Here is an 18,098-nt window from a genome sequence, read left to right as displayed (position 1 = left end):
ACAAGGTGGCCAAGTGATCGTCTCGCTGGTGTTGCTGCTGTGGGCAGGCGGGGCCCTGATCGGTTTTCTGCTCGCCGTACTCGGTGCCGGCGGCTCGATCCTGCTGATGCCCCTGTTGATCAGCGGCGCAGCCCTGTCGGTGCGGGAGGCCGTACCCCTTTCGTTGCTGGTGGTCACCCTGATGGCCCTGGGCAACCTGGGCCCCTACCTGCGGCGTGGCCAGGTGGCTGCCAAACCGGCCCTGATCCTCGGCTTGCCTGCCCTGGCCGGCAGCTGGATCGGCGGCAGTTTTGTCAAGGCAGGCCACCTGAGCGAACCGGTGCAGCTTGGGGTGTTCACCATTGCGGCGCTGCTGGCCGCCTGGCTGCTCACCCGGCCCGTCTCCAGCCACAAACCAGTGGTAAGGCACGGTGGGGTGTTACTCGGCGGCCAGGGGATACTGATTGGCCTACTTACGGGTATTGCCGGGGTGGGCGGCGGCTTTGCGATCGTGCCTGCCCTGGTGCTCCTGGCTGGTCTGCCCATGCAGCTGGCCAGCGGCACCAGCCTGCTGCTGATCGCCCTCAACAGTCTTGTGGCCATGGCAGCCCTGGGCAGCTGGCCCGCCGCCGGCCTGCCGCTGCTGTTCCCCCTGTTGATCGGGGGCTTCATGGGTGCCCTAATAGGCCAGCGGCTGGCACCAAAACTTTCCGACCGCCTGCTGCGTCGGGGCTTTGCGGCGCTGCTGATGGGATCGGCCCTGCTCACCGCCGGGGAAGCCTGGCGCCGCCACTCAGGCCTTGCCAATCATGCCGCTCAGCAGGCAGAAGACACCGATCAGCAAGAACAGCCAAGGGCTGAAACCCAGCACGAAGCCAAGGGCTACCCCGGCCAGGATCAGTAGCCAGGGGCAGCAGCGGGGCCAGGGGAGCAACATGCCAGATCCGAGCCAGGGGGATTTAGCTCCTAGCGCCTTGGCTTGATCGGCTGGATCGGGTCTATCTAGCGGCAAGAAATTGAAAGGCGAGAAATTGACAGGCGAGGAATCCTTCTTGGCCCATGGCGATTCTGGCGCAGTTCTGGGCTTATCAAAAACCAATGATCAAAAACCGAGCATCAGCCCAGCTCAAACAGCAGTAGGTCGGCTCCGCTGGACCCAGCCCTGAAGGCTTCCACGGTTCCGGCGCCGAAGCCGAGACCATCGCCCCGCTGGAGTGCCTGGCCATCGGCTAGTCCCGAGCCGTTGATCAGCTGAATCCAGCCCTGGCTGCCGGCAGCGATTGCCAGGCCCAGCTTGTCGCCAGCTTCTGGCTGGGCCCTCCATAGCCGCACCGGTCGGTGAATCGCCATGGCACCATCAACTCTGAGCGGATCGAGCAGGGCAGTCCAGGCCTTGCCAATTGGGTAGGGCCTCTGCTCGTAGGCCGGGGCGATGCCAGTGCTGCTGGGCTCAATCCAGATCTGTAACAACCGGCAGGGAACCCTGCCCCCATTTACTTCGCTGTGCCTCACCCCGCTGCCGGCGCTCATGCACTGCACCTCACCGGCCCGCAGCACCTCGGCATGGCCCAGGGAGTCGCGATGGTGGAGTTGGCCTTCCACCAGCACGGTGATGATTTCCATGTCGCTGTGGGGATGCATCCCAAAGCCGCGCCCAGCGGCAATCGTGTCGTCGTTGATCACCCGCAGGGGCCCAAACCCCAGCCAGGCCGGGTCGTAGTGGCTTGAGAAAGAGAAGGTGTGCCAGCTGTCGAGCCAGTCGAGCTGGCTGTGGAAACGCTCGGCGGCTGGCCGGAACACCCTGCCGCTCATGGCATTGGGGGCAAGTGATTTGCTCATGCTGAACCTCCAATTGGCTCGCCCTTGTCAATCGGTGCTGCCACCAACAGCAGCAGCCGATTGCCCTCCGGGTCCAGCAACCAGGCCTCCGCGCCAAAGGGTTCCAGTCGCGCTGGCGTCAGCAGGGTGGCGCCCAAGCCCAGGGTTGAAGCAATCCAGGCTTCGAGACTTGCCAGCGGCCCGGTGCCATCGCATTCGCGTTTTAGACAGAGGGCCAGCCTTCCCTGCTGGCGGGGTTGGGGCCGATTCCGGGCTGGGGCGTAGAGCTCAAGCCAACCGCCCCCAGGCCAGGCCACCAGCCAGTGGTTCCCAGCCAGCCCAGGCCGCGGCTCCACTGCCAGCAAGTTGCCATAGAACCGGGCCAGGCTCTCCGGGGCATCTGCAGCCAGCACGATCGAGCTGCCCATTGCCACCTGTGCCATCAATCCCCCAGAGGCCATTGCCATTTTGGCCCGGCGCCCAGGCGAGCGGAGCAGCAAGGAGCTCTTCACAATGTGTTATTGTATTTGAAACAAACCGCAACACCCATGGCTGAAACTACACCCCGCTTCGGTTTTGTCGCCTTCGCTGAAACCTGGAATGGCCGCTTGGCCATGCTCGGCTTTGTGATCGGGCTTGGTACCGAGTTGCTGACCGGCCAGGGCATCCTCTCCCAAATTGGCCTCGGTTGATCCATGGGTACCGACTACACCCTTGCCATTTCGGCCGTGATTGGTCTTGTTGTGCTGCTAACCGGCATGACTGCCTACGTCTTCAGTCGTCCGACTGATCTCTCCTCACCAAGCAACCGATAACCGCTTCCCCTTAATCGATGACGGGTAATCTTCAAGCAATCGGTTTTTTGATTACCTGGGTGCTCGGTTGGGGAATCCTTGGCTCCCTAATTGATGCTGGTTTTATCCGGGCTGGCCTCTATACCCTCGAGGATGGCCAGCTTGGAACCGCAATGACTTTTGTGATTTGGACCTTACTCTGGGGCGCTGGAGGTCTTCGCCTTTTCCAGCTCTGGATCAAAGCTGACAAGCCCAGTTGACCCCGCTGACCTCCTGAGCGCTCGTAGAAGGGTCGGGCTTGGATCCCACCAGTTCGGGTTGTTGGCAAATTTCGATTGAGTGCCTCAAAACTGCGTATCGCTGTACCATGGCAGCGTATTGGGGTGAGTGGTGGTACTTCTGCTCAAGTTGGCGGTAGTGCCTGTCCGCCGGCTGGCAGTCTTGCTGCTCACCAAATACCAAGCCTTGCTCAGGCTTCCCCAGCAGGTGGCTGTTGAAGGGTCTCTTAGGCATGGTGGGATCTCAAAGCAGGCAATTGCCCCGCAAACCTGCACTCTCTCTAGGTGCGGGCAGATTTGCAGCATCTGTCAGCGACAGCAGACGAAACTCCCCTCAGACATCAGCTCAATCCTGGGTTTTAATGAGCCTTTCTGGTGGGATCCCCTTTTGAAACGGCAACCAAAACGGATTTCACGTTGGCTGGGTCTCGGTTTTGCGATTTGTGCCGGCGCCATTGTCAACCTGATAGCCACGGCCCCTGCCCTGGCGGATTTAGTGCAGTGGAAAACCAATGGCCATTACTACGAGGTGGTCGTGGCTCCAGAGGGAATCACCTGGATAGATGCTCGGCTTGCTGCCCAAGCCAAGGGCGGTTATTTGGCCACTCTCACCTCCAGGCCTGAAAACCTGTTTGTGTGGTCATTAATTTCAGGCAGGCCCAACTTCTGGACGACTTCGAGCCACGCTGGCAAAACGGACGCGGTGGGCCCCTGGATCGGCCTCGTACAAGTGCGCCACCAGATCTAGGAGCCCGGTGGCGGTTGGGGTTGGGTGAGTGGTGAGCCCTTTTCCTACAGCAACTGGGCCCCGGGTAAACCCAACAATCTCGAGGAGATTGAAGATTATGGGCAGTATTTCATCGTCCAAGGCTCGAACGTTGAAGCCACCTGGAATGATCTGCCAAATGACTCCTTGCGTCTAACTAAGGTTCGGGCCAAGCGTCCCGTTGCCTACATTGTTGAGTACGACACCAAGCCAAAGCGCTAAGACCTCACCAGATCAACTGGCCTGGCGCGCCTTTTTCACCGCCAGGCCTGCCTCGGTGGCCGTCACCGCTGCCAGCGCCAGCAGACCGGCCAGGCCCACAAGCTGGTTCTGAGCTTCTGCGGCTGCTTCCGCTTGCTGGCCCAACACTGCTCCGGCCACAAACCAGGAAGTAGCAAGGGCTGAGGTGATCCAGTAAGCCCTCCAGCGCCGTTGATAGAGATAGCCGCTGCCCAGGCCAGGCACCAGGTTCAGCACCACCGCTACCCAACCGGCTGAAGCGGCAAGGATCTGCTCACGGGTAGTTGTCATGGCTGGGGGGATGGGTTTTTCAGTCTGGCGCCCCGGTTCGGCAACCCGCCCGCCAGACCCCCGCCTGATTGCGTAAAGTTTTATTGCTTCTCATGATTACCTGTGGCCGACCTCACCCTTAGCCGTCAGTTCAGCCTGGAATCCCACTCAAGGGCGATCGATTCCTGCGATGACGTGGCCGAACTGCGCCGCGTCGCCAAGACCCTTCTTTCCGCCTGGCACCTCCAGGCAGACATGACCCGCCACTACGGCGCCCAAGCTATGGGCATCGCTAGAGCAGCCCTGTGAATCCGCGTATTAGCTAAGACTTGTTAATTTTTTACATATAATATAGAAAATTCTTCTCCCTCCAGCTTAGAGTTGGTCTGCATGTTAGTTAACTGCTTTGCACTTCAGCTCAGATAGTCTGCCTCTTGCCTTTGCCTTTGGGCTCTTATCGTGAGCAAAAATCGATTGCCCCTCGGTGGGATCAGGCTGATCCGGCGCATCGGCAGGGTGTTATTTGCTGTATTTGTTTTTGCCGTTGTTTTCAACTTACTTCCCCTCAATCTAGGCTCACCGGATTGGGGTCTTGGCATATCCAACACCATTGTCAGCTCTGCCAGCCTGGCACTCGTTGGAGTGGCCCTGTTGCGAGTGTCAGGCTACCTGCAGCTTCAGGTCCATAGCCAGGAGGCTCCCAACCCTAAGGGTCAACGGTTGATCGCTCTTAAGAAATCAGAGCTGGGGATTCGCCGTCTGGCCCTGGCCGGCACCATCAGCTTGCTGCTGCTGGCTGGCTGGCAGGCCATTCTCTTTGCCAAGGGCATGGAGCTGATTACCGCCAAGGGCGCAGCAACCAGTAGCCAGGCCCAGGAGCAAATAAAGGCAGTCGAAACAAGAATAAAAAGTGCCCCCGATGCGGTAATTGAAGCCGAATGGACGAAGTCGCAAGCTAGCTTGCCTCCTGCTTTCTTCAAGCCTGAGCTAGATGCGCCGGCCAGACGAAAGGAGCTGCTGTCCTCGGTGGAAGCACGCAGTGCCCAGTTTCGTGTTGATCTAAACCGTCAAACTTCTGCTGCTGCCTGGAACCTCGGCCGCAATGCCCTCCGCATCTGCTTGATGGCAATTGCCTACGCCTGGGGATTTTATGGCCTTCACAAGCTCTAGTTATATGTTGATCCCGCGCGCCAACTGCCATGTTTGAGCTGCAGCATTGGGTATCTAGGCTATGCAATCGAAGGACCCTTTTTCTTCTACTGGCCGCTTTGATGTTCTGCTGGAATACCAGCATGCTTTGGCTCAGCGAGATAGACCTTAGTCTGCAGATCTTTCAGCTGTTGCTTTGGCTTGGTATCGCCATCTCCATAGAGGATAAATTGGCCAATCTCTGGCCAAAACCAAGCCGTTTCAGCTTCTTTGCTGGAGCAATCTTAATCGCCCTGCTTTTAACTCTATCGCCAGCACTGATCAGCTTCCAGGCTGGTTATATCAAGTATTTGCTCTTACCTGGATCTATCTGCGCCCTGGCCCTGCTCAGTCGGCCACTCCAGCAATGGCATCTCTTTGCGGCCCCCCTTCTCATTTCAATGCTGCTTTCTATTGGTGGTGCATTTGCGGTGTTGTCATCCCCCATCCAAAATCGGCTCACAGCCCTGCTCACCTGGGCCTTTCTCTACGGGCTCGGCTTTCAGGCGGGCCTCAGTGGCAAGGAGATCTCGATTGGCTCTGCCGGGGTAATAGTTCAGACAAATTGCAATGGCAACGAACAGCTGATCTTTTCGATCGGCATGGTAGTTATCTTCCAGCTCATTTTTCCGCTGAAGCAGCGCGGACACATCCTTGCAGCATTCGGCGGCGCCATAGTTTCTGCCTATGCAATCAATACAGTTCGCATTGCCCTTCTGGCCTACTTCACCACCTGGGAAGATCGCAGCGGCATGGCAGCTTTTGATTTCTTCCATGGCCACGGTGGCCTTATCTTCTCCCTGATTGCTGCCACCGTTGCCGGCTGGATTTTTTACAGGTTGCTCGATCAAGAGTTAACCGCATGAGCAATAGCAACCCTGCCCAGCTAGAGCGCGCTCAGCAGCGGTTCTGGTTGGCAGCCCTAGCTGCAGGTGTCGGCCTCGCCACCCTTCACCTGGTGGTTTTTCCCCAGTCACCGCCCCTTCCTCTGCCTCCCGCTTCTGCGCTCCTGCCACAGCCCTGGCAAGCCGCTGCCGCCTCGCTTGGACCCGCCACCAAGCACACCAGCTTGCTGCAGCGCAATGTTGCCATCGGCCCGAGTAAACGCTTTACCCATGGAAGGGATTGGTTGCTTCTCACACCACTTGCCTCTTGGCAGGAGGCTGCCCTGGATCCAGCAGCCATCACCACAACCATCCCCGCACTCCATCTACAGCAGGCACAGCTTCAGACCCTCTCCCAAGCCAAGCAGCAGATTGCCAGGGGCCGCATTCAGGGCCAAACCAGTTATCAAACCTGTCTGACCCGCACCGGCGCCTTCGCCTACACGGCTGCCGGGCTCGGCGGCACCAGCGGGGCCCCGAACCTAGATTTTTTGCGAACCCTGCTGCGGGGCCGCCTACCCCCTCTCCCCAGGCCCTCCTACTCCTGCCTGCTCGTCACCACAAACTCCCTCCAGACGCTGGCTGGGGGCGCCAACTCCAATCCTCTTCTCTTGGCCCTGGCAAGCCACACCCAGTGGCCCCGGTGATTTGCTAGAGCACGCCTCCGAGGGCGGCGATCACTTCACAGGAGCGGCAACTCGCATGGTGCAGGGCGCCGGCGCAGTCGTGGTCCGAGCGCAGGCCGGCTGCCGTTATCAAACGGAGGTGGCGTAGGGAGCTGGAGGTCCGTCAGGCTCCCCGGCGCATGGATGTACGATTTGTACAGGAGCTGGGCAGCCATGGGAGAAATCGCTGTGAGCCAGGCCCGTGAGAACCTCGCGGAGGTCATCGAATCCACGCAGCGCAGCGGGGAGCCCATCGTGCTCACCCGACACGGCCGGCCGGTGGCGGTGTTGCTGGAGCATGCGGCGTTTGAGCGTCTTGTGGCGGCAGCTGATGAGGCCAGCGACCGCGCAGCCCTGGCCCAGGCGCGCGCAGACGATGACAGCGTGCCGTGGGAGCAGGTCAAGGTTGACCTTGGCCTGGTTTGAACCCGGGTTCTGATCAGCCACTTCGGCGCTATGGGGTCCTCCTGTCTCGCCGTGCTGTGCGCTCCCTGGCGGACTTGCAACGGCGCGATCAGCAACGCATGCGCGCAGCCATTGATCTGCTGGCCGAGAATCCCCGACCTCCCAACTGCGTTGCTCTTCAGGGAGAAACCGGGGTCTACAGGGTGCGTGTGGGGGACTACCGGATCGTTTATGAGGTGTTTGATCGGGTACTTGTGGTGCAGGTGGTCCGAATTGGCCATCGGCGGGAGGTCTACCGCTGATCTGTTGCTTCCTCAGCCCAGCAACTTGATCTGGTAAAGCACGTCTTCGAGCGCGGCGGCGGCGCTGATGCCGCAATAGCGCTGGGGGTTGTCGGGGGTGCAGCAGCTTGCCAGGGGGGCCAGGCTTGTCCAGGGCCGGGCATGGCAGAACTGCACCACGCTCAGGCGCTCCTGCTGGCTGCCCGCCGGTGCCACCACCCGGTGCCAGCCCACCGGGATCAGGCCATTGCTGAGGCGCTCCAGCATGATGCCGGTGTTGAGGATCACCCGCCCCTCCGGCGGCTGGGCATCTAGCCATTTGCCTTCCACCTGCACCTGCAGGCCCGGCCCACTGGCCCGGGGCAGGGCCGTGATCAGGTTGATGTCGCCGTGGGCTTCAGCCCAAATGTGGCCACCATCCGGCGCCTCGGCCATGGGTGGGTAGCGGATCGCCCGGGTGAGGGTGGGTGCATCGCTGGTCATCTCGTCAAAGAAGGATTCGGCGCAGCCCAGACCCAGGGCAATGATCCGCAGGAAACGGCGCTGTAGATCGGCAATGGCGTTGTGAAAGGTTTCGAGAACGGCGCTGATCCCCGGCACCAAATGCTCAGGCAGCACCTGCTCGGGGTAGAGCAGGGGGTATCTGCGCCGCAAGGGGTGATTGGCCGGCAGGGGCAGGCCCCAATTGAGCATTTCCTTCCAATCGGCCTGGCTGCTGCCGGCGGCCGTTTCCACCAGCAGGCCGGTGTAGCCCGTTTGGCCGCCGCTGCCGGGTGCCACGCAGCCCTGCTTGCTCTCTGGGGCGAGGGCGAAGAATTCAGCCAGCAGGCCATAGGCCGTGTCCAGCAGGTCGGGCGAGAGATCGCTGCTGGTGTACACAAAGCCCGTTTCCAGGCTGCGTCTTACCCCATCCACCACCGCGGCCCGGGCCTGGTGGCTGCCCCGCTCAAAGGCCAGCAGATCAACGTCGCGAATCGCCTGACCCATCAAAGCGAGCCTAGTTGGCGGCTCCAGGAGCAGCCATCACCAGGCTCTTTTCATCCGGGTCGAGGGGCTCAAGCCACTGGTGTTGGCTCTGCAGCACTTCAACGGTGGCATCGGAGGGATCGCTGCCGGCGGTGGCTCGCTCGAGCAGTCTTTGGCGCAGCACCGGCTCCGGCGCCGTACAAACCACGATCTGAACCTGGATGCCGAGCTTTGCGGCAAGGGCGACCATGCGCTGGCGCTCGCTGCGCCTGAGGAAGCAGGCATCCACAATCACGGCCAGGCCCCCGGCGCTCGCCGCCTCCACCAGGGCCGGCAGGGTGGTTCCGTAGAGATGCTTGCTGGCTGCTGGGCCGTAGAGCTCCCCCTCCAGTTGCCGGGTGGGCCTGACGCCCCAGAGCCCGAACAGCCGTTTCCTCTCCACGTCGGAGCGAAATACCACGGCCCCGAGCTGCTGGCTGAGTGCCACCGCCACGGTCGACTTGCCACTGCCTGCCAGACCGTGCATCAGCACCAGGGGCTGGCTCTGGCGTTGGACCCAATCCATGGCCAGGCCCAGATAGCTGGCCAGCTCGGTCTGGATGCGGCTGCTCTCGGCTACTGCCAGGCCGCTTTGCTTCAGCCGCAGCCAGCTCACCTTGGCGCGCACCAGGGCTCGATAGACGCTGTACCAGGCCAAGCCGCGCAGGCCCTCCCCATCTCCGCTGGCCTCCACCCAACTGTTGAGCAGCAGCGTGCCGAGATCTGCCCGGCCCCTCACCGCCAGATCCATCACCAGGAAGGCCAGCTCACTGATCGGATCGATCCAGCGCAGGGTCTCGCTGAATTCGAGGGCGTCGAACACCTCGATGCCGGAAGCGCCCAGCAGCATGTTGCCCAGGTGCAGATCACCGTGGCACTCACGGATATGGCCCCCCCGTTGCCGCTGGCTAAACCAGGGCTGCAGGGCCCCTTCCTGGTGCCTCACCCAGGCTGTCAAAGGGCCCAGATGGGCCTGGGCCCCGGGGCAATCCGCCAGGGCGGTGAGGTTGTCGAGCACCGGTTGCAGCACTGCCTCGCTCTGGCCCCAAGGTGTCTCCGGGCCGGCGGTTGCGGCGTCCCGATGGAAACGGGCCAAGCGTTCAGCCAGCTCCCTGATCGCCCCTTCCCCCACCTGGCCTGCGGCAAGGGCGGCCGGCAGCAGTTGCTCTTGATCGAACTGCACCATCCGCACCGCCCAGGCCAATACCGCCGTCGGGGCTTTGGCACTTGCGGTGGCGGTGGCAGGCGGGATGAAACTGGCCGCTTCCAGGGGGCCATAGACCGGCACCACATCCAGGTAGCGCTCCGGGGAAAGGCGGCGGTTGAGGCGCAGCTCGTCCCTGCAGGCCTCCTCGCGCAGTTCAGCGGTGGAGAAATCAACAAAGCCGAAGGCCACCGGCTTTTTGAGCTTGTAGGCATAGGGTCCGCTCAGCAGCACCCAGGAGAGGTGGGTTTCAAGCAGCTGGGGGCCTCCAGCAGCAACCGGGTGTCCATAGGCCTCCGGACGCAGCAGTTGCCGGATCATCAGATCCCCTGCTGCAGGGTGAGTGGTTAGCTTCTGATCAGCTGGACCCGGCTCAATCATCAGAGCCAAGCAGGGAAACTCGATCGCCACGCTGGATGGCATCTGGCACCCCATCGCCATCAAAATCGATCAATATGGGCTCGGAATCTGGTAGCAAATCATTCGAAATGTGGCCGTAATCAGCCTGCGCAGCGAGCAGATCTGGGCCGTCAACACCCATCCCGGCAGCACGGGCAATTTTTATGGCTATGTCACAGAGACTGGGAGCTAACAGGGCTTTTTGGAGCTGGCTGTCTGCATGAATAATGGCCAGGAAGTTTTCCTTTAAAACTGGTGTCATTGTTGCGCTTAGGTGAGAATGGATGGAATTAATCATAATATTGATAGCTTTTATGTTTTATTGATTTTTTGTTTTATTCTCTCTTTTATTTTATTACTCTGCCGCTTGTCTGCCTAGTTCGCCAGTTCTGGCTCCTGGGTGCCCAGCAGCTCCTGCAGGTTGAGGTCTGGGCGACGCAGCAGGGCAAATAGGCTGCCGGCATTTCCACGGCACACCCTCAGCTCCCCATCGAGCACGGTGATATCAAGCCAGGCAGGAAAGGGTTGCTGCACACTGCGTAGCAGCTGGAGACGGCGGCTGCCGATGGATGGGCCCAGCCAGCCGCCGCGGCGGAAGCGCACCTGCACCCGCTGCAGCGGGGGGCCAGGCTCGCTAGCTGGGCTGTCCACAGAAACGCTCGCCTCCACCACGATGCTGGCCACGGGCGCCAGGGGGCCCGTTAGCCGCAGCAGGTTCATTCCCCGCCCCTGGGAGGGCGCCAGGAGTTGGAGGTTTTCCAGCCAGGGGGTCACAGCCAGATAGGGCTGGCTGCTGCTACTCCAGCGCAGTTCCCATACCCCCTCCAATTGGGCTAGGGCCGCCGGGTCGGCAAGATCGGCTGGTCTGGAGCGCTCCAGCTCCAGGATCAGCTTTTCCACCAGGGGGCTCTCTGCTTTGGCCGCGCCGCGGGGTTGCCTGCGTAGCAGGCCCAACAGGGCTTGGCGCCGCTGCTCGGGGGGCTGGGAACTCACCTGGGAGGAACTGGTTTCGATCAAAAGGGCGTCCCGGGGCGTTTAGTTCTGTTGAATCGGCAGGGGCATGGGCCCCTCACTGCGCAGGCCGGTGCGCAGTGAGCAACGGCCTGCCGAAGTCAGCCCCTCTTGGTCTAAGCAGGCCGAAAGGATCCTGGCGGCAAGCGCTTCCGGCTTGGTTCCCTCAACTGCGGCCTGGGCTGCGATGCACTCCACAAGCGACTGGGGGAGCTCCCAGTTCACCTGCTGCAGGGTCTGGGTTGGTTTGGGCATGGGACCACCCCTCAGGCGGAACGACATCGATCTCAAAATTAGTCCAGTTCCGGCTGCGGTAAGGGCGGCAGTGGCGGCGGCGGCAGCACCTCCAGATCGGCAGGATTTGGAGCTGTGGGGGGGCCGATCAGGTCTACGGCGGTGCGCTGCACCACCAAGCGGAAGCGCAGGGGTGCCTGGTCCGTATTGATGAAGGTCTGCACCTCTGCTACCTGGCGGGCACTGGGCAGCTCCGGATCTGTCACCCGCACCCGGGCGTTGATCAGAGGAGGGTTCTTTTGCCAGTCGATCGATAGGCCCACCAGATCAATGGCCGGATCGCTGCCCAGGGTGATCGTGCTGCTGCGCAGTCTCTGTTCAATCAGGCTCTCCAACTGAACTGCCTTGTTTTCCCTGATGGCTCGGCCCAGCAACTGCACAAAACTGCTGCCGAGCGGAATCACTAGCAGGCTGGTGAGCCCCAGGCTGGTGAGCCCTAATTTGCTGCGCAAAAGGCGGCTGCGGTAAACCGGCTCAAGGGCCGCCAGAGTTGCCATTGCACCCACCAGGATTCCGAGCAGGTTGGTGGTGAAGAGCAGCAGGGCCCCATAGGCCTGGCTCCAGTAGGCGGAGGCGAGCAGGATCCCCATCACGCAGATCGGCGGCACCAGGGCGACGGCGATCGCCAGCCCGGCCAGGGCCGAGAGGGCACCCTTCCTCAACTTGGCAAACATGGCCACCGCCCCAGCCACCAGGGCGATCCCCAGATCCAGCAGGTTCGGGCTGGTGCGGTTCATCACCTCGCTGCCGAAGCTGGGAAATGCCACCAGATGGCCCACCGCCATCGCCAGCAGCACGCAGATCGCCACCCCCACCAGGAGGGTGCGCAGGGCCCGACCAACCATGGCCAGGCGCCCCTGGGCGATCTCGAAGGCCATCGCCTGGAGGGGCATGATCCAGGGGGCCACCACCATGGCGCCGATCACCACACCGGGGCTGTTGGCCAGCAGGCCCAGAGTTGCAATCAGCGTGGCCCCCACGGTGAGCACCAGGAACACCTGATTGCAGCTGGCATCTCGCTCGAACTCCTCCTGCAGGGCCTCGAGCCGCCTCGCCTCGGGGGTGGCGCTGAAGGATGTCATGCCGGTAGCTAAGCGGAACCTCACCCCAGAATGGGGCCAACGGCGGCTCTGGAGCGCGAACCATGTCCCTCGACCAGCTGAAGGCCTTTCTGGGCGTCATGCAAAACAAAGCATCCCTGCGTGAAGCGGTGCTCGCCGCAGCCAAGGCCGACGATGTCGCCCAGATCGGCGCCTCCCTGGGCTATGAGTTCTCCGGCGATGAGCTGTTGCGGCTATCTGGCAAAAAGGTCGGTCGCGTCACGGTGACCAAGCAGGATATCCCCGGCGAATACAACTGATCTGTTGTTCTCCCTGCCAGCCCTTTGCCCCTGGGGTGACTTTATATGGTGACTTTATATTTTTACCCTGCCTCCTTGAATAATACGTTGAAACATGTAGCCCTTGCCCCGTGCCGTAAGAATTAGCTCCGGATTTTCCACGTCCACTTCCAGTTTTGCCCGCAGCCGGGAGATGTGCACGTCCACTACCCGGCTGTCGTTGGAACGGGTAGGCCGATAACCCCAGACCTGCTCGAGAATATCTAGCCGACTGACCGACTCACCCGCCTGGTTGATCAGTAATTCCAGCAGGCTGAATTCCATACCTGTTAAGCGGATGCGCTCTTCGTCTCGGTATGCTTTGCGCCGAGTTAAATCCACCCGCAGATTGCCAACAATTACCCAACTACAGCCTGAGCCATTTGTACTATCGCCTGGGTTATCGCCTTGTCCGCCGCGACGGGATGGGGCATTCCTGCGCATGACGCAGTGGATTCGCAGCTCAAGCTCTTTTGGGCTGAAGGGCTTGAGAATATAGTCATCGGCTCCGAGTTTTAGGCCTGTGATGCGGTCCTCCACATCACCCAGAGAAGTCAGCAGGATGATTGGCACCTCCGATTGGGCCCGGACTCGCTCCGTCACCGTGAAGCCATCTAGGCCTGGCATCATCACGTCTAGAACCAAAGCATCTGGCTCAAAGCTGCGAAATAGCTCAAGGGCTTGATTGCCGTCTACTGCCGCGGCCACTTCAAATCCCGCCATGCGCAGCCGTGTCTAAAGAATGCGCCGGATGCTCGCCTCGTCATCAGCGATCAGGATCCGTATTGGTTTAATGCCAGATTCCTGAGTCAAGACAATGCAACCACCGCAATATTTGCCAATGCATAGTCGGATAGGTGGTTGAGTTCGCCCCGCCGGAATGATTCTTTACAGAGGCGGTGACTTTCAGGAAAGTTGTCACTCCTTGGCTGCCATTCAGGCGGCCTTGATTAAGGGTAGCGCCAGGACCGGATCGGGCTCTTCTGTTGGCTTGTTTATCCACACTTCTGCCGGTTGATTCCAGCAGCGGGTGGCACCGCTCCAGCGCGTTGGATTGGCACGGCGGGCGGCCTCGTAGACATCAGTGCGCTGCTGGCAAATGGCCTTGGCAGCTCCACTGTGGCGCTGGTGGGGCGTCACGAATTTGATCGCGCTGTGGTGGTGCCGGTGGTTGTACCAATCCACAAATGCTGCCACCCATTCACAGGCCTCCTCTTTGTTGGCGAATGGCCGGCTGGGGTAGTCGGGGCGGTATTTGACCGTACGGAAAAGGGATTCCGAGTACGGGTTGTCGTTTGAGACCCTTGGCCGGGAGAAGGATCTGAGCACGCCCATCTCCTCGAGCCGTGATTCCAGCGTGGCCCCACGCATTGCATTGCCGTTGTCGGCGTGGAGGATTAGGGGCTGCTGCTGGCACTGGCGGCTGCCAAAGCCGCTGGGGCGGTGGTAGCGCTCCTTGAGGCAGGCCCGCTGCACCAGATCCGCGGCGATCTGAGCCGACTCCACCTCGGCCACATCCCAGGCCACCACTTTGCGGCTCCAGACATCGACCACCAGGTAGAGGTAGAGCCACACACCCCGCACCGTGGTCGGCAGGAAGCTGATGTCCCAGCTCCAAACCTGGTTCGGGCCATCTGCCCTGAGGCGCGGCACCGAGCGCGGTTCTTGAGGCAGCCTGGCCCTCCCCCGACGGTGGCACTGACCCGCCTGGTGCAGCACCCGATAGAAGCTGCTCTCTGAACCAATAAAGAGCTTTTGATCGGACAGTGCCGGCACGATCTGCCCTGGCGGCAGCGCGGCGTACTCCGGCTGGTTGCACGTCAGCAGGATTCGCTGGCGCTCTTCCTCGCTCAGGCGGTGACCCACCAGCCGAGCACTGCCTTTACGGCGATCCACGCCGTCCCCATCACCCAGGAAGGCCTTCCGCCAGCGTTTGAGGGTGCGCAGGCAGATGCCGATCACACCACAGGCCCTCACCAGGCCGGCGCCCGCAGCATTGGCCTCCCCGATCAGCTCGATCACCTTCCGCCGGTGCACGGCGCTGGTCAGCCTTCCTCTTCCTCCGAACAGAAGGCATCCCACTTTTTTTGCAGCACCAGCAAAGCCGCCATCTCCGCCATGGCCTTCTCCTTGCGCTGCAGCTCCTTTCTGAGGGCTTTGATCTCCCGCTGGTCCTGGGCGCGGAGCTTCTCGAGCTCCTTCTGTTCGGCCATCGTCAGCACCGGCTTGGCGTTGGCATCCTGGGCCGCCTGCCGCCAACGGCTCACCTGCTCAGGGAACAGGCCCCGCTCGCGGCAGTAGGCGCTGAGTTCGGTGGCATTGAGCCCGGCGCTTTCCAGCACCACCGTGAACTTGTCGGCGGCGTTCCAGCCCTCTGGTTCCTTCTCGGATGCCGGCACCACCTCTCCCTGCAACCGCCAGGCCTTCCTCCATTTGTAGAGGGTCATCACGTGAATGCCCAGCTCCTCTGAAATCCGGGCCACGCTCTGCCTGTGGGGCGGGTGCATCCGTCTCCTCACATCAGCCTTAACGGCCTCGCTGTATCGGCGCATTGGTCATGTCCTCAAGCCCCCGGATGGATGGATCAAAGGGGTGACATCTTTCCTGAAACCGGGGGGGTGCGCAAGCTCCATGCCCGCATCGGTCGTGCCCATCACCAAGCCGAGGGCATGCCATTTGCCAAAGCCTTGCTCGATGACCAGGTCAGCCCCTTGCAGTTGGCGGCGTTGGTTCGGGCCCTGGGGGCGCCCTATGCATTTTTAGAGCAACAGCTGCCTGAGGCGGCTGCGGCCCTCGGGGCCAGCGCAGCGCCTTGGCCGCACCTGGCCAGAACCGCAGTTTTGGCCCACGATTGTGCCCAGCTGGCGACGCTGCCAGCCACGCCTCCTTCGGCGGCGGCTGCCATCTGGCTGGAGCAGCTGCGGGTTCTGGCCCAGCAGGCCCCCCATCGCCTGATGGCCCATGTCTATGTGCGCTACGGCGGCGACCTCTCGGGCGGGCAACAGTTGGCCGCCCATGCCAACGCCATTCTTGAACGCCATCAGCTGCCCGCTCTGGACTTCTGGTGTTTTGATCGTTCCACAGCTGAACTCAAGCAATCCCTGCACGACGCTTTTGAGCAGCTCGATCTTTCGACAGCTGAAGAGGAGGAATTGTTGAGTGAAGCCGAATTGGCTTTCGCTGCTACTCAGCGCCTGTTGGCAGAACTGGCCGATTTGCCCCAACCCTGAATCTACGGGCTGCTGCGTCCTTCCAATCCTGGCTTGTATTTACAAATGTTGCCGCCCGCTCCTGACACCACGACGTCAACGCGGCTTACGCCGATTGAGTTACTTCTCAAGTACGACAAACCCGTTCCTCGCTACACCAGTTATCCCACAGCTGGAGCCTTCAGTTCAGCGGTGGGCAACGTTCAGCTAAAGGCACAGTTGGCAGAGCCCTGTAGCGAGCCCCTGTCGCTATATGTGCATGTGCCCTTCTGTCGCCACGCTTGCTGGTATTGCGGCTGCAATCGCGTCACCACCCAACTGGGTTCGAAGGTGGCCCCCGGTTTCAGGAAAGATGTCACCCCTTTGATCCATCCATCCGGGGGCTTGAGGACATGACCAATGCGCCGATACAGCGAGGCCGTTAAGGCTGATGTGAGGAGACGGATGCACCCGCCCCACAGGCAGAGCGTGGCCCGGATTTCAGAGGAGCTGGGCATTCACGTGATGACCCTCTACAAATGGAGGAAGGCCTGGCGGTTGCAGGGAGAGGTGGTGCCGGCATCCGAGAAGGAACCAGAGGGCTGGAACGCCGCCGACAAGTTCACGGTGGTGCTGGAAAGCGCCGGGCTCAATGCCACCGAACTCAGCGCCTACTGCCGCGAGCGGGGCCTGTTCCCTGAGCAGGTGAGCCGTTGGCGGCAGGCGGCCCAGGATGCCAACGCCAAGCCGGTGCTGACGATGGCCGAACAGAAGGAGCTCGAGAAGCTCCGCGCCCAGGACCAGCGGGAGATCAAAGCCCTCAGAAAGGAGCTGCAGCGCAAGGAGAAGGCCATGGCGGAGATGGCGGCTTTGCTGGTGCTGCAAAAAAAGTGGGATGCCTTCTGTTCGGAGGAAGAGGAAGGCTGACCAGCGCCGTGCACCGGCGGAAGGTGATCGAGCTGATCGGGGAGGCCAATGCTGCGGGCGCCGGCCTGGTGAGGGCCTGTGGTGTGATCGGCATCTGCCTGCGCACCCTCAAACGCTGGCGGAAGGCCTTCCTGGGTGATGGGGACGGCGTGGATCGCCGTAAAGGCAGTGCTCGGCTGGTGGGTCACCGCCTGAGCGAGGAAGAGCGCCAGCGAATCCTGCTGACGTGCAACCAGCCGGAGTACGCCGCGCTGCCGCCAGGGCAGATCGTGCCGGCACTGTCCGATCAAAAGCTCTTTATTGGTTCAGAGAGCAGCTTCTATCGGGTGCTGCACCAGGCGGGTCAGTGCCACCGCCGGGGGAGGGCCAGGCTGCCTCAAGAACCGCGCTCGGTGCCGCGCCTCAGGGCGGATGGCCCGAACCAGGTTTGGAGCTGGGACATCAGCTTCCTGCCGACCACGGTGCGGGGTGTGTGGCTCTACCTCTACCTGGTGATCGACGTCTGGAGCCGCAAAGTGGTGGCCTGGGATGTGGCCGAGGTGGAGTCGGCTCAGATCGCCGCGGATCTGGTGCAGCGGGCCTGCCTCAAGGAGCGCTACCACCGCCCCAACGGCTTTGGCCGCCGCCAGTGCCAGCAGCAGCCACTAATCCTCCACGCCGACAACGGCAATGCAATGCGCGGGGCGACGCTGGAATCACGGCTCGAGGAGATGGGCGTGCTCAGATCCTTCTCCAGGCCAAGGGTCTCAAACGACAACCCATACTCGGAATCCCTTTTCCGTACGGTCAAATACCGCCCCGACTACCCCAGCCGGCCATTCGCCAACAAAGAGGAGGCCTGTGAATGGGTGGCAGCATTTGTGGATTGGTACAACCACCGGCACCACCACAGCGCGATCAAATTCGTGACGCCCCACCAGCGCCACAGTGGAGCTGCCAAGGCCATTTGCCAGCAGCGCACTGATGTCTACGAGGCCGCCCGCCGTGCCAATCCAACGCGCTGGAGCGGTGCCACCCGCTGCTGGAGTCAACCGGCAGAAGTGTGGATAAACAAGCCAACAGAAGAGCCCGATCCGGTCCTGGCGCTACCCTTAATCAAGGCCGCCTGAATGGCAGCCAAGGAG

At 61.6% G+C, this 18,098-nt stretch carries 21 protein-coding genes and 2 pseudogenes; 12 read left to right on the top strand and 11 right to left on the bottom strand.

Features of this window, described 5'->3' with window-relative positions; translation table 11 throughout:
• Positions 1 to 13 precede the first annotated feature (13 nt).
• Positions 14 to 883: a sulfite exporter TauE/SafE family protein gene (locus H8F27_RS15685; RefSeq protein WP_197149320.1), complete on the top strand. Its 870-nt coding sequence runs from the start codon at positions 14 to 16 to the stop codon at positions 881 to 883.
• A gap of 212 nt (positions 884 to 1,095) precedes the next feature.
• Here H8F27_RS15685 and H8F27_RS15680 read toward each other — a convergent pair whose 3' ends face one another.
• Both H8F27_RS15680 and H8F27_RS15675 read right to left on the bottom strand, forming a co-directional pair.
• Entirely contained in the window at positions 1,096 to 1,818 is a 723-nt protein-coding gene (locus H8F27_RS15680; RefSeq protein ID WP_231596359.1) for a pirin-like bicupin family protein, read from the bottom strand.
• Complete coding sequence (locus H8F27_RS15675) at positions 1,815 to 2,240, bottom strand: VOC family protein (protein ID WP_197149319.1); 426 nt, start codon at positions 2,238 to 2,240, stop codon at positions 1,815 to 1,817. Before H8F27_RS15675 ends, H8F27_RS15680 begins: the two co-directional genes overlap by 4 nt.
• A 105-nt stretch (positions 2,241 to 2,345) precedes the next feature.
• Here H8F27_RS15675 and H8F27_RS15670 point away from each other — a divergent pair, with 105 nt between their 5' ends.
• Together H8F27_RS15670 and H8F27_RS15665 are read left to right on the top strand one after the other, a co-directional pair.
• A complete protein-coding gene (locus H8F27_RS15670; RefSeq protein ID WP_197149318.1) occupies positions 2,346 to 2,489 on the top strand; it encodes a chlorophyll a/b-binding protein in 144 nt (47 codons plus the stop codon).
• Positions 2,490 to 2,978: 489 nt separating this feature from the next.
• Positions 2,979 to 3,617 carry a hypothetical protein gene (locus H8F27_RS15665; RefSeq protein ID WP_231596358.1) on the top strand — a complete coding sequence of 213 codons (639 nt, stop codon included), beginning with the start codon at positions 2,979 to 2,981 and terminating at the stop codon, positions 3,615 to 3,617.
• A gap of 252 nt (positions 3,618 to 3,869) precedes the next feature.
• On the opposite strand, the gene H8F27_RS15660 is transcribed toward H8F27_RS15665, so the two are convergent.
• A complete protein-coding gene (locus H8F27_RS15660) occupies positions 3,870 to 4,166 on the bottom strand; it encodes a hypothetical protein (RefSeq protein ID WP_197149314.1) in 297 nt (98 codons plus the stop codon).
• Positions 4,167 to 4,268: 102 nt separating this feature from the next.
• Here H8F27_RS15660 and H8F27_RS15655 point away from each other — a divergent pair, with 102 nt between their 5' ends.
• From H8F27_RS15655 to H8F27_RS15630, 6 genes are all read left to right on the top strand, one after another.
• Positions 4,269 to 4,454 carry a hypothetical protein gene (locus tag H8F27_RS15655; RefSeq protein WP_197149312.1) on the top strand — a complete coding sequence of 62 codons (186 nt, stop codon included), beginning with the start codon at positions 4,269 to 4,271 and terminating at the stop codon, positions 4,452 to 4,454.
• Between the two features lie 150 nt (positions 4,455 to 4,604).
• Positions 4,605 to 5,315: a hypothetical protein gene (locus tag H8F27_RS15650; RefSeq protein WP_197149311.1), complete on the top strand. Its 711-nt coding sequence runs from the start codon at positions 4,605 to 4,607 to the stop codon at positions 5,313 to 5,315.
• A 29-nt stretch (positions 5,316 to 5,344) separates the two neighbouring features.
• Entirely contained in the window at positions 5,345 to 6,199 is an 855-nt protein-coding gene (locus H8F27_RS15645) for an archaeosortase/exosortase family protein (protein WP_197149310.1), read from the top strand.
• The gene (locus H8F27_RS15640) at positions 6,196 to 6,864 is read left to right on the top strand and encodes a hypothetical protein (RefSeq protein ID WP_197149309.1); all 669 of its coding nucleotides are present in this window, start codon (positions 6,196 to 6,198) and stop codon (positions 6,862 to 6,864) included. The genes H8F27_RS15645 and H8F27_RS15640 overlap by 4 nt, the downstream gene beginning before the upstream one ends.
• A gap of 192 nt (positions 6,865 to 7,056) precedes the next feature.
• Positions 7,057 to 7,308, top strand: coding sequence for a type II toxin-antitoxin system Phd/YefM family antitoxin (locus tag H8F27_RS15635; protein WP_197149308.1), 252 nt, complete (start codon positions 7,057 to 7,059; stop codon positions 7,306 to 7,308).
• Entirely contained in the window at positions 7,305 to 7,589 is a 285-nt protein-coding gene (locus tag H8F27_RS15630) for a type II toxin-antitoxin system RelE/ParE family toxin (protein WP_197149307.1), read from the top strand. Before H8F27_RS15635 ends, H8F27_RS15630 begins: the two co-directional genes overlap by 4 nt.
• A 12-nt stretch (positions 7,590 to 7,601) precedes the next feature.
• Here the strand turns inward: H8F27_RS15630 and H8F27_RS15625 are convergent, their stop codons facing one another.
• The 6 genes from H8F27_RS15625 to H8F27_RS15600 all read right to left on the bottom strand — a co-directional run bounded on the left by H8F27_RS15625 (position 7,602) and on the right by H8F27_RS15600 (position 12,563).
• Positions 7,602 to 8,555, bottom strand: a complete 954-nt coding sequence (locus H8F27_RS15625; RefSeq protein ID WP_197149306.1) for an isopenicillin N synthase family oxygenase — start codon at positions 8,553 to 8,555, stop codon at positions 7,602 to 7,604.
• A 10-nt stretch (positions 8,556 to 8,565) separates the two neighbouring features.
• The gene (locus tag H8F27_RS15620) at positions 8,566 to 10,098 is read right to left on the bottom strand and encodes a bifunctional aminoglycoside phosphotransferase/ATP-binding protein (RefSeq protein ID WP_197149305.1); all 1,533 of its coding nucleotides are present in this window, start codon (positions 10,096 to 10,098) and stop codon (positions 8,566 to 8,568) included.
• A 52-nt stretch (positions 10,099 to 10,150) separates the two neighbouring features.
• On the bottom strand, positions 10,151 to 10,438 hold the full coding sequence (locus H8F27_RS15615) for a hypothetical protein (RefSeq protein WP_197149304.1): 288 nt from the start codon (positions 10,436 to 10,438) through the stop codon (positions 10,151 to 10,153).
• A gap of 113 nt (positions 10,439 to 10,551) precedes the next feature.
• Positions 10,552 to 11,169: a PAP/fibrillin family protein gene (locus H8F27_RS15610; protein ID WP_197149302.1), complete on the bottom strand. Its 618-nt coding sequence runs from the start codon at positions 11,167 to 11,169 to the stop codon at positions 10,552 to 10,554.
• A gap of 42 nt (positions 11,170 to 11,211) precedes the next feature.
• The gene (locus tag H8F27_RS15605) at positions 11,212 to 11,442 is read right to left on the bottom strand and encodes a hypothetical protein (RefSeq protein ID WP_197149301.1); all 231 of its coding nucleotides are present in this window, start codon (positions 11,440 to 11,442) and stop codon (positions 11,212 to 11,214) included.
• 38 nt (positions 11,443 to 11,480) lie between these two features.
• Positions 11,481 to 12,563 carry a DUF389 domain-containing protein gene (locus H8F27_RS15600; RefSeq protein ID WP_197149299.1) on the bottom strand — a complete coding sequence of 361 codons (1,083 nt, stop codon included), beginning with the start codon at positions 12,561 to 12,563 and terminating at the stop codon, positions 11,481 to 11,483.
• A gap of 62 nt (positions 12,564 to 12,625) precedes the next feature.
• Between H8F27_RS15600 and H8F27_RS15595 the strand changes: the two genes are divergently transcribed.
• Positions 12,626 to 12,841, top strand: coding sequence for a Nif11-like leader peptide family natural product precursor (locus H8F27_RS15595; protein WP_197149297.1), 216 nt, complete (start codon positions 12,626 to 12,628; stop codon positions 12,839 to 12,841).
• A gap of 54 nt (positions 12,842 to 12,895) precedes the next feature.
• Here the strand turns inward: H8F27_RS15595 and H8F27_RS15590 are convergent, their stop codons facing one another.
• Together H8F27_RS15590 and H8F27_RS15585 are read right to left on the bottom strand one after the other, a co-directional pair.
• Entirely contained in the window at positions 12,896 to 13,582 is a 687-nt protein-coding gene (locus H8F27_RS15590; protein WP_197149295.1) for a winged helix-turn-helix domain-containing protein, read from the bottom strand.
• Between the two features lie 213 nt (positions 13,583 to 13,795).
• Positions 13,796 to 15,411 (bottom strand): annotated as a pseudogene (locus tag H8F27_RS15585) (IS3 family transposase).
• A 66-nt stretch (positions 15,412 to 15,477) separates the two neighbouring features.
• Between H8F27_RS15585 and H8F27_RS15580 the strand changes: the two are divergent.
• Together H8F27_RS15580 and H8F27_RS15575 are read left to right on the top strand one after the other, a co-directional pair.
• The gene (locus tag H8F27_RS15580; protein ID WP_231596356.1) at positions 15,478 to 16,089 is read left to right on the top strand and encodes a biliverdin-producing heme oxygenase; all 612 of its coding nucleotides are present in this window, start codon (positions 15,478 to 15,480) and stop codon (positions 16,087 to 16,089) included.
• Positions 16,090 to 16,467: 378 nt separating this feature from the next.
• A pseudogene (locus H8F27_RS15575) lies at positions 16,468 to 18,083 on the top strand (IS3 family transposase).
• Positions 18,084 to 18,098 lie beyond the last annotated feature (15 nt).

Origin of the sequence: Synechococcus sp. CBW1108, from assembly GCF_015840335.1 — a bacterium.
In the GTDB taxonomy this organism is placed as follows: Bacteria; Cyanobacteriota; Cyanobacteriia; order PCC-6307; family Cyanobiaceae; genus Cyanobium_A.
The sequence above is the reverse complement of the archived record's forward strand: the minus strand, read 5'-3'. Positions and strand labels throughout refer to the sequence as shown.

Coding starts and splice junctions, on each gene's coding strand:
- H8F27_RS15680 (WP_231596359.1), bottom strand. CDS start 1,818: ATGAGCAAATCACTTGCCCCCAATGCCATGAGCGGCAGGGTGTTCCGG.
- H8F27_RS15675 (WP_197149319.1), bottom strand. CDS start 2,240: ATGGCACAGGTGGCAATGGGCAGCTCGATCGTGCTGGCTGCAGATGCC.
- H8F27_RS15670 (WP_197149318.1), top strand. CDS start 2,346: ATGGCTGAAACTACACCCCGCTTCGGTTTTGTCGCCTTCGCTGAAACC.
- H8F27_RS15660 (WP_197149314.1), bottom strand. CDS start 4,166: ATGACAACTACCCGTGAGCAGATCCTTGCCGCTTCAGCCGGTTGGGTA.
- H8F27_RS15645 (WP_197149310.1), top strand. CDS start 5,345: ATGTTTGAGCTGCAGCATTGGGTATCTAGGCTATGCAATCGAAGGACC.
- H8F27_RS15640 (WP_197149309.1), top strand. CDS start 6,196: ATGAGCAATAGCAACCCTGCCCAGCTAGAGCGCGCTCAGCAGCGGTTC.
- H8F27_RS15635 (WP_197149308.1), top strand. CDS start 7,057: ATGGGAGAAATCGCTGTGAGCCAGGCCCGTGAGAACCTCGCGGAGGTC.
- H8F27_RS15625 (WP_197149306.1), bottom strand. CDS start 8,555: ATGGGTCAGGCGATTCGCGACGTTGATCTGCTGGCCTTTGAGCGGGGC.
- H8F27_RS15620 (WP_197149305.1), bottom strand. CDS start 10,098: ATGATCCGGCAACTGCTGCGTCCGGAGGCCTATGGACACCCGGTTGCT.
- H8F27_RS15615 (WP_197149304.1), bottom strand. CDS start 10,438: ATGACACCAGTTTTAAAGGAAAACTTCCTGGCCATTATTCATGCAGAC.
- H8F27_RS15605 (WP_197149301.1), bottom strand. CDS start 11,442: ATGCCCAAACCAACCCAGACCCTGCAGCAGGTGAACTGGGAGCTCCCC.
- H8F27_RS15600 (WP_197149299.1), bottom strand. CDS start 12,563: ATGACATCCTTCAGCGCCACCCCCGAGGCGAGGCGGCTCGAGGCCCTG.
- H8F27_RS15595 (WP_197149297.1), top strand. CDS start 12,626: ATGTCCCTCGACCAGCTGAAGGCCTTTCTGGGCGTCATGCAAAACAAA.
- H8F27_RS15590 (WP_197149295.1), bottom strand. CDS start 13,582: ATGGCGGGATTTGAAGTGGCCGCGGCAGTAGACGGCAATCAAGCCCTT.